Genomic DNA, 16,061 nt, shown 5'->3' with positions numbered 1-16,061 from the left:
TTAATTTTCTTTTGGATGATAAAATTCGACAATTTTTTTGGCTTTTGATACTCCAACTACCTCTGATATTTCTTTTTCAGAGGCTAATTTTAATCTTTTAACACTTTTGAAATGTTGTATTAACGTGAGCATTGTTTTTTCGCCAATTCCCGGAATACTTTCTACTGACGAATTAAGAGCAGCTTTGCTTCGTTTGTCACGGTGAAAAGTAATTCCGAATCGATGCGCTTCATTTCGTAACTGCTGAATTACTTTTAAAGTTTCTGATTTTTTATCCAGATATAACGGAATTGAATCGCCTGGATAAAAAAGTTCTTCGAGACGTTTTGCAATTCCTATAATGGCAATTTTGCCCCGTAAACCTAATTCATCAATGCTTTTTAAAGCTGCCGACAATTGTCCTTTTCCACCATCAATAATTATTAATTGCGGTAAAGGTTCATTTTCATCCAATAATCTTTTGTAACGGCGGTACACAATTTCGGTCATCGAAGCAAAATCGTCAGGACCTTCAACCGTTTTTACATTAAAATGACGGTAATCTTTTTTACTTGCTTTCCCATCTTTAAAAACTACGCAGGCTGCAACGGGATTTGTACCCTGAATATTCGAGTTATCAAAACATTCTATATGTCGAGGTTCAGACGGAAGACGCAAATCTTTCTGCATCTGCGCCATAATTCTATTAACGTGACGATCTGGATCTACAATTTGTAATTGTTTTAATTGTTCGATTCGGTAGAATTTTGCATTTCGAATCGATAAATCCAGAATCTGTTTTTTATCTCCAAGCTGCGGAACGGTTACTTTTATTTTTTCTCCCAAATCAATTTCAAACGGAACAATGATTTCTTTTGATAATAATTGAAAACGTTCCCGAAGTTCTATAATCGCCAGTTCTAATAATTCTTCGTCGCTTTCGTCCAGCTTTTTCTTAATTTCCAAAGTATGGGAACGAATAATCGAACCGTGAGATATTTGCAGAAAGTTCACATAAGCGGCACTTTCATCTGAAACTATAGAAAACACATCGATATTGGTAATCTTCGGATTTACAATTGTTGATCTTGATTGGTAGTTCTCAAGAATTTCTATTTTTTCTTTGATTTTTTGCGCTTCTTCAAAACGCAGATCTTGTGCATATTGAACCATTAATCGCTTAAAATCTTTCATGCTTTCTTTGAAATTTCCTTTCAGAATTTCACGGATCGCATCAACCTGCCTTTGGTAATCTTCCAGGGATTCTATGCCCTCGCATGGGCCTTTGCAATTGCCAATATGATATTCCAGACAAACTTTAAATTTACCCGAATCGATATTTGATTTGCTTAAATCGTAATTGCAGGTTCTTAAGGGATATAATTCTTTTATTAAATCCAGAATTGTATAAACCATTTTGAAATTGGTATACGGACCAAAATATTCAGACCCGTCTTTGACCATTCTTCGGGTTAAAAATATTCTCGAAAAAGGTTCTTTTTTAATACAAATCCAGGGATAACTTTTATCATCGCGCAGTAAAACATTATATCTTGGCTGTAATGTTTTGATTAAATTGTTTTCTAATAAAAGCGCATCGGTTTCTGTTGGAACAACAATGTGTTTTATAGTCACGATTTTCCGAACTAAAACATTTGTTTTGGCCGTATCGTGAATTTTATTGAAATAGGAAGAAACCCTTTTTTTTAAATTTTTGGCTTTGCCTACATATAAAATTTTCCCGTCTTTATCATAATATTGATACACACCGGGATTATCCGGCAAGGTGAGAATTTGTAGATCTAAGGACGGTTTTGACATTCTGTTTTGTTTCTGAAGATAATTGAAAAGTGATTTCAAAAACCATTCCGATTCCTGAAAAAAGCTTAACAGTGATTTAGTTTCAAATTTACGAAATCAAAAGAATAATTTCTATATTTAGATTTTATAATTCTACATGAAAAATAGTAAGCCCCTTGTTATTTTTGGCGAGTCGATTTTGCCGGGAGAACATAAAACCATAAACGTCGAAATAGCGCGATTACATACTACAACAAAACTTAATATTCCTGTAATTGTCCGTCGTTCCAAGCATGAAGGCCCGGTTGTTTTATTTTCGGCAGGAATTCACGGTGACGAAATTAACGGAGTAGAAGTTGTTCGCCAAATCATCAGCAAAAAAATAAACCGTCCGGAAAGAGGAACTATAATTTGTATTCCGATTATCAATATGTACGGTTTTGTGAATAAATCTCGTGAGTTTCCTGACGGCCGTGATTTAAATCGGGTTTTTCCGGGAAGTAAAAAAGGTTCTTTAGCAAGCCGATTTGCCTATCATATCGTAGAGCAGATTTTGCCAATTATTGATTATGCTGTCGATTTTCATGCTGGAGGCGCCAGCCGTTTTAATGCTCCGCAGATTCGAATTACCGAAAACAACATGGAATTGAAATTACTGGCTGATATTTTTAGTGCGCCCTTTACTTTGTATTCAAAAAATATTGGCGGTTCTTTTAGAAATACCTGCGAAAAAGCCAATATTAAAATGCTGCTTTTTGAAGGAGGTAAATCGCTTGATATAAATGATGCTGTTGCCAATGAAGGAGTAAAAGGAGTGAAGCGGTTACTGGATTATCTTAATATGCTTGATCCAAAACACGTTGTTGAACCGGCTTTAGAATCTTCTATTTATATAAAATATTCAGTCTGGCTTCGTGCAAAATGTTCCGGGTTACTCCATGATTACAATATGGTTGGAAAATTTGTGACCAAAGGAACTATTTTAGCCATTATTACTGATCCGTTTGGAAAATTTGAGCAAAAGGTTAAAGCACCACACGACGGATATGTAATTAATGCCAACCATTCGCCAATTGTTTACGAAGGCGATGCGATTTATCACATATCTAAAAATTCTCCTGTAAATGACGACGAGTAAAAAAGAATTACGGCTTCAATATAAAAATCTTCGGGCAGCACTTTCAGAAAGTGATATCGAAGAAAAAAGTCTGGCTATAGCCAATAATTTAATTCAATTGCCAATTTGGGACAAAACGTATTATCATGTTTTTCTGCCAATTGTTGAACTAAAAGAAGTCGATACAGAATTTATTCTGCATTTACTTTCTGGAAAAGATAAAGAAATTGTGATTTCTAAAAGTGATTTTGAAACCAGAGAAATGGCTCATTTTTTATTGACAGATAATACCAAAATAAAAAAAAACGAATATAATATTCCTGAACCCGTAAACGGACTTCCCGTTCCGACTCAAAATATTGAGGTTATTTTTGTACCGCTTCTGGCTTTTGATGTTTTTGGAAACAGAATTGGTTACGGAAAAGGTTTTTACGATAAATTTCTTGCTGATTGTAAACCGGAAACTATAAAAATTGGTCTTTCATTTTTTGAATCCGTAAATCAAATCGATGACGTTTTTGAATCTGATATAAAATTAGATTATTGCGTTACGCCTGAGAAGGTTTATAATTTCCAATAAATTTTTCAATATATATTTTCACAATCAAAATCGTAGAGATGCGCAGCAGTGCGTCTACGCAACGTTTGTCGATATGCTGGGATGGATATTTATGTTATAACAAAATAGTAATTCAATTATAAACAAACTTAAATTTTCTTATATCACTTATATGGTGATATTCTTCACAATAAACTTTTAGGAATCTTGGCATCAAATTTGGATTGCCGAAAATTGCAGATAATTTTCTTAGTACATCCGGAATGCTAGTTATTATTTGAGAAAAGAAATCAATTATTAATTCCTAAAAATTTATTTAAATGAAAAATAAACCATTTTATCTGTTAGCATTCCTTTTCCTTGTTTTGACAGGTTGTAAAAAACAAGATGCCTCAGCAGTAGAAACAATGGATATGACCGTTGTTGCAACGACTGATGAAATTCCCGAAGAAAATATTTCAGATCCTAATACTGAAAGTTATGCCGGACTTGAAGAAAATCCTTTTGAGTCTCCAAAAAAATCCCCTCTTTCTACTTTTTCTATAGATGTCGACAATGCATCTTATACCAATATTCGCCGTTTCATAAACGAAGGCCAGCCAGTTCCTAAAGATGCCGTTCGTATCGAAGAAATGATGAACTTTTTTAAATACAAATATCCGCAGCCAGAAGGCCCAAATCCTTTTTCTATTAATACCGAAGTAAGCGAAAGTCCGTGGAATAAAAATTCGCTGCTGTTGAAAATAGGTTTGCAGGGAAAAAATGTTCCAATGACAAATCTACCTGCTTCAAACCTTGTTTTTTTAATTGACGTTTCGGGCTCTATGGATGAACCTAATAAACTGCCGTTATTAAAAGAATCGATGAAGATTTTGGTAAAAGAGCTTCGTCCGCAAGATAAAGTTTCGATTGTGGTTTACGCAGGTTCTGCCGGAGTTGTTTTATCGCCTACTTCTGGAGATAATAAAGATGAAATTATGGATGCTTTTGATGAACTAAGCGCGGGCGGAAGTACAGCCGGCGGCGAAGGAATTGAATTAGCCTACAAATTAGCACAGGAAAACTTTATCAAAGAAGGAAACAACAGAGTTGTAATTGCAACCGACGGCGATTTTAATGTTGGTGCATCAACTGATGCTGATATGGAAAAACTGATTGAAGAGAAAAGAAAATCGGGTGTGTTTCTAACGGTTTTAGGTTTCGGAATGGGGAATTATAAAGACAGTAAAATGGAAATTCTTGCCGATAAAGGAAACGGAAATTATTCGTATATCGATAATATTCAGGAAGCAAATCGTTTTTTAGGAAAAGAATTTAAAGGTTCGATGTTTGCGATTGCAAAAGATGTGAAAATTCAGATTGAGTTTAACCCAAAACATGTTCAGGCGTATCGATTAATAGGCTACGAAAACCGAAGATTAAAAGATGAAGATTTTAAAAATGACGCAGTCGATGCAGGAGAATTAGGCAGTGGCCATACCGTTACGGCTCTTTATGAAATTATTCCAACTGGTGTTGAAAGTGATTATGTTCCATCTGATTTAAAATACACAAAAGTAAAAACTGATGAAACTAATTACAGCGATGAATTGGCTACAATTAAATTCCGTTACAAAAAGCCTGATGGTGATAAAAGTATCGAAATCGTAAATACTATTCCAAACAAGAAAGTTTCTTTAGACAGCAGTTCTTCTGATTTTAAATTTACAACCGCTGTTGCCTGGTTTGGTTTAAAATTGAGAGACTCTAAATTCATTAGTAATTCGTCTACTTCAGACATTAGAAAATTAGCAAAATCTGGTTTAGCAAATGATGATGAAGGTTACAGAGCAGAATTTGTTAGATTAGTTGATGCGGTAAACTAAATCAAATTCCAAAAAAGTAAAATCCCAAATTCCAACATAACATTGGAATTTGGGATTTTTATATTTTAAATATTTGAAATTTTTATTTTACTTCCTTAATTGTCGAAGCATCGATCCAGCCTTCAGTCCCGTCTGTTAATTCAATTTTTTTCCATTTTCCAACCGTTTCCATAACATAAACTTTTGCACCTTCATGAAGCAGGATAATAGCTGAACCCGCTTTTTGCGGTTCGCTTCGAACTTCGCTTAATTCAGCAAAAACAATCGCAGGACGATCGTTGTCAAAATGATCTTTTTCAGACATTCCGGCAAAAACACTTAAAACCAAAGCAACCAATAGAATAAACATTCCGATGAAATAAATTCTTTTTGTAACCGTAAGCTGTGAAAAATAGTAACCTATAAAACTCAACAAAAACACAAAAGCAATGGCAACAGAAATCTTAGCCCATTGATTATAATCAAAAATGCCCGTAAAGTTCTGGATCAGTTTTGCAAAACCCACTTTTGGCACTTCTTTGATCTCATCAATTGTTAGTTTTTTGGCAAATTTTAAGTTGTTTAAAGTTTCAGGATCGTTTGGTTTTAATACCAAAGCTTTTTCATAATTATAAATAGAAGGAGCAACTTTATTCAGTTTATAATAACTGTTTGCCAAGTTAAAATACAACTCTGCAGATTGTTGTTTATTTTCTTTAATAATATCCTCATAAACCTGAACAGCTTCCTGATATTCTCCCTTTTGGTACAAAGCATTTCCTTTTTCGAAGCTGCTTTGAGCAAAGAAAACCTGTGAGATTAGTAAAAAGAGATATAATATATTTTTCATTATTAATTTTTTAAACCCGACAGGTTTTTAAACCTGTCAGGTTTGATTTTAAGTTAAAAATCAAACGATCTGTTTTTCTAATTCTGAAATAATCAAAACAGCTTTATCATAATCCTGCTGAATCGAAGCGCTTGATGCCGGAGCATAACGTGCAAATTCGCAGTTTTCTGTCAGATTAATAAAATTCTGAACCGTTTCTGGATTTGAATTTCTTGATAAAAGCAGTTCCTGAATATTGTCCTTACTCATTTCTGATGTTTCAATATGCAGTTTTGCTTTTAAGAAATTATGCATTGCTTTTTCCAGAGCAATATAAAAAGCCTCTTTGTTATTAAGCTGCTTTTTAGCCTGCGATAGATATTTCTTCGCAAGTTTATTGTTCATTCTAATTCTGTTTCCGGTTACATCGCTGTCAATTGCTTCTTTTTTCTTCTTCGCCAAAATTATAATTGGAATAATGGCAAAAGGGAAAAACAATAAAGCATAATACAAATCTGAACCGTAAAAATCATCTTTAGCAACCGCTGCTAAAATAGTTTTTGACTTAATATATTTGAATTGTTCTGTTTTCGTAATTACGTTTTTAGCCGCTGTCGAAGGATTCGCTTCTGCTAAAGTCGGACCATCTAAAACATCAACCATAATTTCAGGTGAAGTTATTGTTTTATAGGAACCTGTACTCAAATCAAAATAAGAAAACGTCATTGGTTTGATCGCATATTTTCCTTTGTATTGCGGAATTATAGTGTATTTGTCTGTTATTTTTCCAGACATTCCAGACAATGAAGTGGTTACTTTTTCATCGTGAACCGGATCATACATTTCTAATGCATTTGGTACGACAGGTTTTGGCAGCGTAAACAATTTCATGTTTCCTGTACCTGAAGCACTTACAAGTAAGTCCAGACCTTCACCGCTTTTTAGCGTTGTTCTCGATGGTGTAACTCTAAAACTAAAGTTACCAACTGCTCCGGTAAAGCCTTCCGGCTTGCCTGATTCAGGAAGCGGTCTTACGCTTATAGTTCTGGCTCCCGTTGTTACTACTTTATTATCTTCAGCAATAATCATCTGACCAAACATATCGCGGCGATTTGTTGGCAATTGCACTCCAATATCTAGAGAAAATGGTTGAATAGTTAATCTTCCTGATTTTTGCGGATATAAAATTGCTTTCTTCAAAACAACATAATGACATCTTTGACCTTGATAACTTCCTTCTTCCATTACCAATTGTTTGACATCAATGTTCTGATTCCAGAAATCATTGTATTTTGGTTTAGCAAGTTCTCTAAATCCGGTAACACCAATTTCGTTAAAATACAGCTTGTAAACAACGGTTATTGGTTCATTTACATAAGGAGTTGTTTTAGAAACCTCTGCAACTAATTGTAATAATTCGTTTCCAGAGCCACCGCCTTGTTGTCTAGGGTCATTAGGGTCTCTTTCCTGTGCAACAGCATTAGTAACAGTAACCTTTATTGGAGACGTTTTATAAACCTGGCCATTATATTCTATCGCAGCCTGTTTAATAATAACAGTTCCTTTTTTTTCAGGCTGTAAAATATAAGAATATATTTTTTGAAAAGAGCTTCGGCCGTTTACCCAAGACTGGCTTATCTGCTGGCTTGGTCCGGCTACAAGTTTAAATCCTTCAAATGCAGGCTGGTCAAAATTATCGCCATCGACATTCATAATGAAATCAATGCGAAGTCTTTCGTTAAGTCCAAGCGTGTTTTTGCTTACTCTGGCTTCAAATTGAACTTGAGCCATCAGCCCTTGAAAAGTGAGCAGTAATAGAATTAAATATCTTTTCATTAATTGTTAGTCAGTTTTTGTTTAACTGTTTAATTGTTAATTTGTTTAATCGTTTTTTTTACTGTTTTATTGTTACAGTTTTGCCGAATAAACCGATTAACAAATAAATGATTAACCTAAAATCCTACCAGTCTTTTTCTGGTTTTTTAGGATTTCCTTTTATTTTTTGTGCGTTTACTTTATCTTGGATTTTCTTTTCTTCGTTGTTTACAGCATCTAATAAATTCTGAACACGCTCTTTTGAAATTCCTCCAGGCTGCGGTTTAGGTTCTCCTTTGTTGTCAGACTTATCGTCTTTCTTTGGATCATTTTTACCGTCGTTTTTATCTTTGTCCTTATCGCCTTTGTCGTCTTTTTTATCCTTGTCCTTATCTTGGTTTTTGTCCTTGTTCTTGTCTTTATCTTTGTTTTTATCCTTGTCTTTATCTTTATCCTTATTCTTGTCTTTGTTCTTATCGTTATTTTTAGGAGGATTTTCTTTTAGTTTTTGTTTAGCGTAAGCATAGTTGTAACGTGTTTCTTCGTCTGTAGGATCGTTTCGTAATGCTTCTTTATATGCTTCAACGGCCTGAGTATAATCTTTCTCCTTCATAAAAACGTTACCAAGATTATGAAAAGCTTTGTGTTTTTCAGGTCTTGTTTTGGCAGCCTTTATCGCATTCGCGTAAGCATATTTTGCTTCAGAAGCTTGATTTTGTCTGTAAATCGAGTTTCCTAAATTATAAGAGCCGGCTGCACGTTTTGAAAATTTTGAAGCCGAAATTCTGTAATTAGCTTCAGCATCAGTAAATTTATTCTGCTTATATTCTTCATTGGCATCAGGCAATGTCTTGTCTTTTTCCTGAGCAGAAACTGCAAAAGGAAGCGTTAGTAAAATATAAAGAAGTAAATTTTTCATTCTAATTTTTTTATTTTTTGTTCCGAATTTCGAGCGGAATCTTTATTTCTTTTCGTTGAATAAATTCAACTCTTTAATCCAATTTGTTTTTCTTTCCAAAAGGAAGATATCTGCAAAAAGCAACAGGAATCCAAAACCAATAAACCATTGAAACTGCGATTGAAAATCGGCCATTTGTGTCGATTCAAATTCCGTTTTCTGAATCTTGTTTAATTCGTTTTTAATGAATTCCAAAACCTCTTTCGTATTTCCGCCGTAAACATACTTTCCTTTGGTTGCAAGAGTTTTTAATCCTTCCTGATTCAGTTTTGTAATAACAGTTTGTCCGTTTTGATCTTTCTGGTAACTTTTAACGATACCATTTTCTCTTAACGGAATTGTTCCTCCTCTTTCTGTTCCAACACCAATCGTAATGATTTTTATTCCTAGTTTATTAGCTTCTTCTGCCGCTGCCGAAGCACCTTCAGAATGATCTTCTCCATCAGAAATTAAGATTATAAGTTTGCTTGTTTTGCTTTTCTCATCAAAATATTTAGCTGATAATCTAATCGCTTCATCAAGAGAAGTTCCTTGTGATGAAACCATATCAGGATTCATGCTTTGCAAGAACATTTTTGCAACACTATAATCAGACGTAATAGGCAATACCGGGAAGGCGCTTCCTGCATAAGCCACGATACCAATTCGGTCACTTCCTAATGAGTTTATGATCTGAGAAACTAATTGTTTACTTTTCTCTAAACGGCTTGGTGCCACATCTTCGGCAAGCATACTTTTAGAAACGTCGACAGCAAAAACGATATCAATTCCTTCACGTTTTACAGTCTCCATTTTTGTTCCAATTTTCGGATTTACTAAACCAATAATTAAACACGCCAATGCCAAAAGCAAAATCGATAATTTTAATACTGGTTTAAAAACAGATCGCTCCGGGCTCAGTTTTTTCACCATTTCTAAATCACCAAATTCACGTTGTTTTTTTCTTTTCCAATACATGTTGAAAAGGAAAATACACACCACGATTGGGAGTAATAGTAAGAGATATAAATATTTTTTTTCGTCTAATTCCATAAATATTTTAAAATTCCAAAAATCTAAATTCCAAATTCCAATTTCTGTTGTTTGTCTAAAAAGCTGATTTTAAAATTCCAAATTCCAATTTGTTATTTGGAATTTTTTGATTGGAATTTTTTGATTTTTCAAATCAAATGAAGCTTCTGTAAACTGTATTTCTTAAACCAACTTCCAACAATAATAAAAAGGCTGCGAGTAAAACAAAAACTCTGTATTTTTCGTCGTAATCGTAGAATTTTAATTCCTGGATTTCAGTTGTTTCTAATTTGTTAATCGAATTGTATATTTCAGCTAATCTATCGTTACTCGTTGCTCTAAAGTACGTTCCGTCTGTTTTGCGGGCAATATTTTTCATTAACTGCTCATCAATTTCAACTTTCTGCATTTTGAATAAAAAACCTCCGTTTGGTGCATAAGCATATGGAGATTCTGCCATTCCGTTAGTTCCAAGACCAATTGTATATACTTTTATTCCGTATTGTTTTGCAATATCAGCAGCAGTTTCCGGCTCAATAAATCCGGCATTATTAACACCGTCTGTCATCAAAATAACAACCCTGCTTTTTGCTTTACTGTCTTTAAGACGATTTACTGCCGTGGCCAAACCCATTCCAATTCCCGTACCATCTTGTAAAACGGTATCGTATTTAATTCCTTTTATAGCTTCCAAAATAATAGGTTTGTCGCTTGTAACTGGTGTTTTTGTATAAGCTTCAGAAGCGTATAAAACTAAACCAACTCTGTCATTTGGTCTTTCTTCAACGAAATCAGCTGCAACTCTTTTTAAAGCTTCCATACGGTTTGGCTTTAAATCTTTTGCGAGCATACTTCCGGAAACGTCAATTGCTATTACAATGTCAATTCCTTTTGTTGTTTTAGTCTGATTACTAATGTCGACTGTTCTTGGTCTTGCTAAAGCAATAATCAGTGAACTTAAAGCAATAATCCTAAAAAGATATAAACAAGGTTTTAATTTGGTCAATAACGATTCGCTGTTTTTAAAACCTGCTGTCGAACTCATTTTTAATGTAGCCGACTGCTGATTTCTTTTCCAAAAAAACCAGCCAATAGCGATTGGAATTAATAGAAACAACCAAAAGAATTCCGGATTTAAAAAAGTGATCTGATTATTCATTACTTACTTGCTTTTTTAAGTTCAACAGAATTTAAAATTCGGGTTGTGATGTCGTTTGCATACGTATCACCTTCTTCATGAAAGATGATGATTTGCTGTAATCCCTGATCTTGTTTAAAAAGCAGGATTTCATAATAACCTTTTACACTCGTTTTATTTGCTGGATTTAAAACAGTCATTGTTCCATAACCTTTTATACCCTGAATACCTTGATTGGTTTGGAAATCTTCTTGTTTAACGATGATGTTTTGACCGCCTTGAAGCTCGATTACTTTTAAAGCGCCTTCTAAAGCTTTAGGTAAATCAATATCAGTAGGAGTTTTAAATTTAGTGGTTGAAACTGCTACATAAAAATTGTCAATCATACTTCCGTATGTAAAAAGCTGCATTTCCTTAATCAACGCCATTGTTTCTTTTGGAAGTGCTTTAAGTACATCCATTCGTTTTAAAACTTTTGGAGTTTCAATGATAACGCCCGGATTTCCGTATTCACTTTTAACCCATTCGCCTTCTAATAATTCTTTAGTAGGATGCCCGATAATATTGTCTTTTACATAAGTAAAACCTTTTGTTGCAATAAAGAAAGTCGCAGTTGCTAATATTAAAAATACAACTAAACCAACAGTAATGGCAATTCGTTTGTTTCTTTGTTTTTTTAATTGAAGCTGAATTTGTTTTTGTCTTTGCGCTTCGTTTAGCAATTGATCTTCTTCTTCAGCCGGAACTTCTGTTGGGATTGCATTATCAAGCGTTAAAATTACTTTCTGAATTTTATTTCTGTCATCTGTAATTTCAAATTCTAACGGTTTAGATTTTGCAAATTTTACTAAATCGGCCTGACGTAATACACGTTCCAGATTCTCAACTGTTTCTGGCGTTAAAGTCATTTTCTTTTTAGTTGAAGCAGTTCTGATTGCCTGAATTAATTCAGAAGTTGTGCTTTCCATTGCAGGAATATGAATGGCTTCTTCAATATAGTTACGGGCAATATCTGTTAGTTCACTATAGTATTCTTTAATTTCTCCTTTTTGTACAAGTTCTTTCGACTCTAAATTGTTTAGCAAACTAGTTGCTTTTTCAATAGGAGTTTTATATACTTCTTCTTCAATTTTCTTTTTCTGGTGTTTTTTAACATACCAATAAATTCCTGCACCAATAGCTAAAATAATAATCAAGGCCAAAACGTATTTCCACCAATCGCCAATACCGCTATCAGCAGCGGTAATATCTTTAATGTCATACATTTTTTGCTGTAAAGTATCAACTTTTACATTAGCAACTTCTACACGAATTGAGTCTGAGAAATAAGGTTTTTTATCAATTAAAATTTGAACACTCGGAATTACATATCTTCCAGAATCAAATTGTGTTAAGCCATATTTTTTGATTAATTCGTAAGTGTCATTTTTCTTTACCGTATCAATAGGGTAAGACTGAATAACTTCTAAAGGTCCGATGTTTTTTAGTTTAGGAAAAACAACTTTAGATTTTGAGCTTACAACCGTTTTAAGCGTTAGCTTAAATTCGGCTCCAATTTTATTTTTGGTGGTATCAATGCTGGTTTCGACTTGTTTTTGAGCAAAAACAGCCGAAGAAAGCAAAAATAAAAATATGTAAAACTTTAATTTCATTTGATTTGTGATTTCAGATTTTAGTCTAAAATGAATGCTTAAAACAGGAATACGAATGACACAGATTTAAGCGGATTTTTTATTTGAATAATTAGAGCAGATAAAAATTCTAAAATCTAATATCTGCAATCTAAAATTATATTTATCGTGACTTGAAATAGCCTAATAATTTAGTAACATAATTTTCGTCGACTCTTGTGTTGACAACACCGGCACCAGATTTACTAAAAATATCTTTGAAATAATTAACTCTTTCCTGATAATGTTTTTCGTAATTCATTCTCACCGTTTTTGAACTTGTATCGACCAATTGAATTTTTCCTGTTTCGGCGTCAAGCATGGTTACCATTCCTAAATTCGGGATTTTTTCTTCACGGATATCATATACGCGAACACCAGTAATATCGTGTTTTTTAGAAGCGATTTTTAAAGTCTGCTCGTAATCCTGAGACATGAAATCAGAAATCACAAAAACGATTGCTTTCTTTTTCTGAGTTCCCGATAAAAATTTCAAGGCTTGTGAGATATCTGTTTTGTGGCTTTTTGGTTCAAATTCGATTAATTCACGAATGATTCGCAAAACGTGTGAACGGCCTTTTTTTGGCGGAATGTATAATTCGACATTATCAGAAAATAAGATCAGTCCAATCTTATCATTGTTTTGTGTAGCCGAAAAAGCCATCGTTGCAGCAATTTCTGTTACGATGTCTTTTTTAAACTGACTTTTTGAACCAAAACCTTCAGAACCCGAAATATCAACCATTAAAACCATGGTTAATTCGCGTTCTTCTTCAAAAACTTTTACGTGGGCTTCGTTGTAGCGTGCGGTTACATTCCAATCGATGTTACGAATATCATCGCCATATTGGTATTGGCGCACCTCGCTAAAAGTCATCCCGCGCCCTTTAAATGAAGAATGGTATTCACCCGAAAAGATATGATTGCTCAGTCTTTTGGTTTTGATTTCTATTTTCCGTACTTTTTTTAAAAGCTCTTTTGTATCCATTTTTGTTAGTGTTCAGTGATCAGTTAGAAAGTGTTCAGTTAAAGTTCAAATTCTAAAATTTCTTTCTGTCTTTTATTCGTGTTCAAGGATCAAAGTATCAGTTTGTTGACTGAATACTAAAACCTGAACACTGAGCACTTTTTTTAAGGTACTTCAATCTCGTTTACGATTTTGTTGATAATGTCTACAGAAGTAATGTTTTCGGCTTCAGCCTCATATGTGATTCCAACTCTGTGACGTAATACATCATGCACAACGGCACGAACATCTTCTGGAATTACGTAACCACGACGTTTGATGAAAGCATAACATTTAGCAGCGTTTGCTAAGTTGATACTTCCACGAGGAGATGCTCCAAAACTGATAAGTGGTTTTAAGTCGGCTAATTTGTATTTTTCTGGGTAACGCGTAGCAAAAATGATATCCAGAATATATTTTTCGATTTTTTCATCCATATAAACTTCACGAACCGCTTCTTGCGCACGTAAAATTTGTTCTACAGAAACTACGGCATTTACTTTTTCGTAGCTTCCCTTTAAGTTTTGACGAATTACAAAACGTTCTTCATCGATTTTTGGATAATCAATTACGGTTTTCAGCATGAAACGGTCAACTTGCGCTTCTGGAAGCTGATAAGTTCCTTCTTGCTCAACCGGGTTTTGTGTTGCTAAAACTAAAAAGGGACGATCTAGTTTGAAAGTCGTGTCGCCAATAGTAACTTGTTTTTCCTGCATTGCCTCTAATAACGCTGATTGAACCTTTGCCGGAGCACGGTTAATCTCATCGGCAAGTACGAAATTGGCAAAAATAGGCCCTTTTTTAATAGAGAATTCGTTTGCTTTAATGTTGTAAATCATGGTTCCGATAACATCGGCAGGAAGTAAATCCGGTGTAAACTGGATACGGCTGAAAGAACCCTGAACCGCTTGTGACAAAGTATTAATGGCCAAAGTTTTTGCTAAACCAGGAACTCCTTCAAGTAGAATATGCCCCTGACCCAAAAGACCAATTAATAGACGTTCGACCATATGTTTCTGGCCCACAATAACTTTGTTCATTTCCATTGTAAGAAGGTCTATAAAAGCACTTTCTCTCTCAATTTTTTCATTTATCGCTCTAATGTCTAAAGTCGTTGTATTTTCTTCCATATAAATATTTTTAAACCCTTGATTTTTACACCTAATTTTTGAGAGTGCAAATTGAATATTTTTTAAGAAGTAAGATGTTAAAGAATGGTTAAAACTTCGACCAATCACCTAATTTTAAGGACGAATTGTGAATCTATTTTTATATTTTTAAGAACTTTGGTGATTATGTTTTACAAAAGCATATTTATTAGCAAAAATAACTCAATATAACCATGAGCAAAACAGCATTATCGCCTATAATTTCAGGTACTATGAATTGGGGTGTTTGGGATAAAAACCTTTCACCAAAAGAAATGGAAAACATGATACAAATTTGTATCGAAAACAAAATCACAACTTTTGATCACGCCGATATTTACGGTGATTATACTACCGAAGCCGATTTTGGTAAAGCATTCAAAGCTAGTAAAATTTCACGCGAAAAATTACAATTAATTACGAAGTGTGGAATTCAGCTTGTAACAGAAAGCCGTAATAACAAAATCAAACATTACGATTATTCTAAAGATTACATCATTTGGTCTGTTGAAGAATCTCTAAAGAAGCTAAAAACAGATTATGTTGATGTATTTTTACTGCACAGACCAAGTCCGTTAATGCAGGCAGATGAAATTGCAGAAGCCGTTGAAAAATTAAAATCGGAAGGGAAAATTATTGATTTTGGACTTTCGAATTTTACAAGCTCTCAAACAGAGCTAATTCGTCAGAAAACAGAAGTAAGCTATAATCAGGTACAATTCTCTGCAACTCATTTTGAACCAATGGTTGACGGAAGTTTAGATTATATGCAGACACACGGAATTCGTCCATTATCATGGAATCCGCTTGGAACTGTTTTTAGAGAAGATACCAAGAAAACACGTCGTTTGAAAAAGTTATTCTCAACTTTATTAGAAAAGTATCATTTAGGTGCAGATACACTTTTATTGGCATGGATTTTAAAACATCCGGCTGCAGTTATTCCAATTGCAGGAACAGTTAACGTTGCCAGAATTCAATCTTTAGTAAAAGCGGCTGAATTAGAAATGGATAAAGAAGACTGGTTTGCCATCTGGACAGAAAGTATGGGTGACGATGTGGCTTAAAATAGTTTACAGTATTCAGTTTTAAGTGTTCAGTTAACTAAAATATTTTGCCACAGATTAAAATGATTAACACAGATTAAAAAAATCATTTAAATCATTTTAATCTGTGGCAAAAAAACA

The 16,061-nt window shown here is 33.9% G+C and carries 13 protein-coding genes; 4 read left to right on the top strand and 9 right to left on the bottom strand.

The annotated features are described in order from the left end of the window. Positions 1 to 1,800, bottom strand: coding sequence for an excinuclease ABC subunit UvrC (gene uvrC, locus ASD98_RS21750; RefSeq protein ID WP_056208756.1), 1,800 nt, complete (start codon positions 1,798 to 1,800; stop codon positions 1 to 3). Positions 1,801 to 1,936: 136 nt separating this feature from the next. Between uvrC and ASD98_RS21745 the strand changes: the two genes are divergently transcribed. From ASD98_RS21745 to ASD98_RS21735, 3 genes are all read left to right on the top strand, one after another. Next, positions 1,937 to 2,917 carry a succinylglutamate desuccinylase/aspartoacylase family protein gene (locus ASD98_RS21745; protein WP_056208753.1) on the top strand — a complete coding sequence of 327 codons (981 nt, stop codon included), beginning with the start codon at positions 1,937 to 1,939 and terminating at the stop codon, positions 2,915 to 2,917. Further along, entirely contained in the window at positions 2,904 to 3,476 is a 573-nt protein-coding gene (locus tag ASD98_RS21740) for a 5-formyltetrahydrofolate cyclo-ligase (protein WP_056208751.1), read from the top strand. Before ASD98_RS21745 ends, ASD98_RS21740 begins: the two co-directional genes overlap by 14 nt. Before the next feature lie 299 nt (positions 3,477 to 3,775). Beyond that, positions 3,776 to 5,320 (top strand): VWA domain-containing protein, encoded by a 1,545-nt coding sequence (locus ASD98_RS21735; RefSeq protein WP_056208748.1) that lies wholly within the window; start codon positions 3,776 to 3,778, stop codon positions 5,318 to 5,320. An 82-nt stretch (positions 5,321 to 5,402) separates the two neighbouring features. Here ASD98_RS21735 and ASD98_RS21730 read toward each other — a convergent pair whose 3' ends face one another. The 8 genes from ASD98_RS21730 to ASD98_RS21695 form a co-directional block, all read right to left on the bottom strand. Further along, positions 5,403 to 6,149, bottom strand: a complete 747-nt coding sequence (locus ASD98_RS21730) for a tetratricopeptide repeat protein (RefSeq protein ID WP_056208745.1) — start codon at positions 6,147 to 6,149, stop codon at positions 5,403 to 5,405. Positions 6,150 to 6,209: 60 nt separating this feature from the next. Beyond that, positions 6,210 to 7,964 (bottom strand): BatD family protein, encoded by a 1,755-nt coding sequence (locus ASD98_RS21725; RefSeq protein WP_056208743.1) that lies wholly within the window; start codon positions 7,962 to 7,964, stop codon positions 6,210 to 6,212. 124 nt (positions 7,965 to 8,088) lie between these two features. Then, positions 8,089 to 8,862: a tetratricopeptide repeat protein gene (locus tag ASD98_RS21720; protein ID WP_056208740.1), complete on the bottom strand. Its 774-nt coding sequence runs from the start codon at positions 8,860 to 8,862 to the stop codon at positions 8,089 to 8,091. Between the two features lie 42 nt (positions 8,863 to 8,904). Beyond that, entirely contained in the window at positions 8,905 to 9,933 is a 1,029-nt protein-coding gene (locus ASD98_RS21715; RefSeq protein WP_056208737.1) for a VWA domain-containing protein, read from the bottom strand. Between the two features lie 133 nt (positions 9,934 to 10,066). Then, a complete protein-coding gene (locus ASD98_RS21710) occupies positions 10,067 to 11,071 on the bottom strand; it encodes a VWA domain-containing protein (protein WP_056208733.1) in 1,005 nt (334 codons plus the stop codon). Then, complete coding sequence (locus ASD98_RS21705) at positions 11,071 to 12,702, bottom strand: hypothetical protein (protein WP_056208730.1); 1,632 nt, start codon at positions 12,700 to 12,702, stop codon at positions 11,071 to 11,073. Before ASD98_RS21705 ends, ASD98_RS21710 begins: the two co-directional genes overlap by 1 nt. 142 nt (positions 12,703 to 12,844) lie before the next feature. Beyond that, positions 12,845 to 13,708, bottom strand: a complete 864-nt coding sequence (locus ASD98_RS21700; protein WP_056208728.1) for a DUF58 domain-containing protein — start codon at positions 13,706 to 13,708, stop codon at positions 12,845 to 12,847. Positions 13,709 to 13,851: 143 nt separating this feature from the next. Beyond that, positions 13,852 to 14,856, bottom strand: a complete 1,005-nt coding sequence (locus ASD98_RS21695) for a MoxR family ATPase (protein ID WP_053473368.1) — start codon at positions 14,854 to 14,856, stop codon at positions 13,852 to 13,854. Between the two features lie 212 nt (positions 14,857 to 15,068). Between ASD98_RS21695 and ASD98_RS21690 the strand changes: the two genes are divergently transcribed. Beyond that, positions 15,069 to 15,941: an aldo/keto reductase family oxidoreductase gene (locus tag ASD98_RS21690; protein WP_056208725.1), complete on the top strand. Its 873-nt coding sequence runs from the start codon at positions 15,069 to 15,071 to the stop codon at positions 15,939 to 15,941. Positions 15,942 to 16,061 lie beyond the last annotated feature (120 nt).

Origin of the sequence: Flavobacterium sp. Root186, from assembly GCF_001428525.1 — a bacterium.
GTDB lineage: Bacteria > Bacteroidota > Bacteroidia > Flavobacteriales > Flavobacteriaceae > Flavobacterium.
This window is presented reverse-complemented; position numbering and strand designations above follow the sequence as displayed.

Coding starts and splice junctions, on each gene's coding strand:
- uvrC (WP_056208756.1), bottom strand. CDS start 1,800: ATGTCAAAACCGTCCTTAGATCTACAAATTCTCACCTTGCCGGATAAT.
- ASD98_RS21745 (WP_056208753.1), top strand. CDS start 1,937: ATGAAAAATAGTAAGCCCCTTGTTATTTTTGGCGAGTCGATTTTGCCG.
- ASD98_RS21740 (WP_056208751.1), top strand. CDS start 2,904: ATGACGACGAGTAAAAAAGAATTACGGCTTCAATATAAAAATCTTCGG.
- ASD98_RS21735 (WP_056208748.1), top strand. CDS start 3,776: ATGAAAAATAAACCATTTTATCTGTTAGCATTCCTTTTCCTTGTTTTG.
- ASD98_RS21730 (WP_056208745.1), bottom strand. CDS start 6,149: ATGAAAAATATATTATATCTCTTTTTACTAATCTCACAGGTTTTCTTT.
- ASD98_RS21725 (WP_056208743.1), bottom strand. CDS start 7,964: ATGAAAAGATATTTAATTCTATTACTGCTCACTTTTCAAGGGCTGATG.
- ASD98_RS21720 (WP_056208740.1), bottom strand. CDS start 8,862: ATGAAAAATTTACTTCTTTATATTTTACTAACGCTTCCTTTTGCAGTT.
- ASD98_RS21715 (WP_056208737.1), bottom strand. CDS start 9,933: ATGGAATTAGACGAAAAAAAATATTTATATCTCTTACTATTACTCCCA.
- ASD98_RS21710 (WP_056208733.1), bottom strand. CDS start 11,071: ATGAATAATCAGATCACTTTTTTAAATCCGGAATTCTTTTGGTTGTTT.
- ASD98_RS21705 (WP_056208730.1), bottom strand. CDS start 12,702: ATGAAATTAAAGTTTTACATATTTTTATTTTTGCTTTCTTCGGCTGTT.
- ASD98_RS21700 (WP_056208728.1), bottom strand. CDS start 13,708: ATGGATACAAAAGAGCTTTTAAAAAAAGTACGGAAAATAGAAATCAAA.
- ASD98_RS21695 (WP_053473368.1), bottom strand. CDS start 14,856: ATGGAAGAAAATACAACGACTTTAGACATTAGAGCGATAAATGAAAAA.
- ASD98_RS21690 (WP_056208725.1), top strand. CDS start 15,069: ATGAGCAAAACAGCATTATCGCCTATAATTTCAGGTACTATGAATTGG.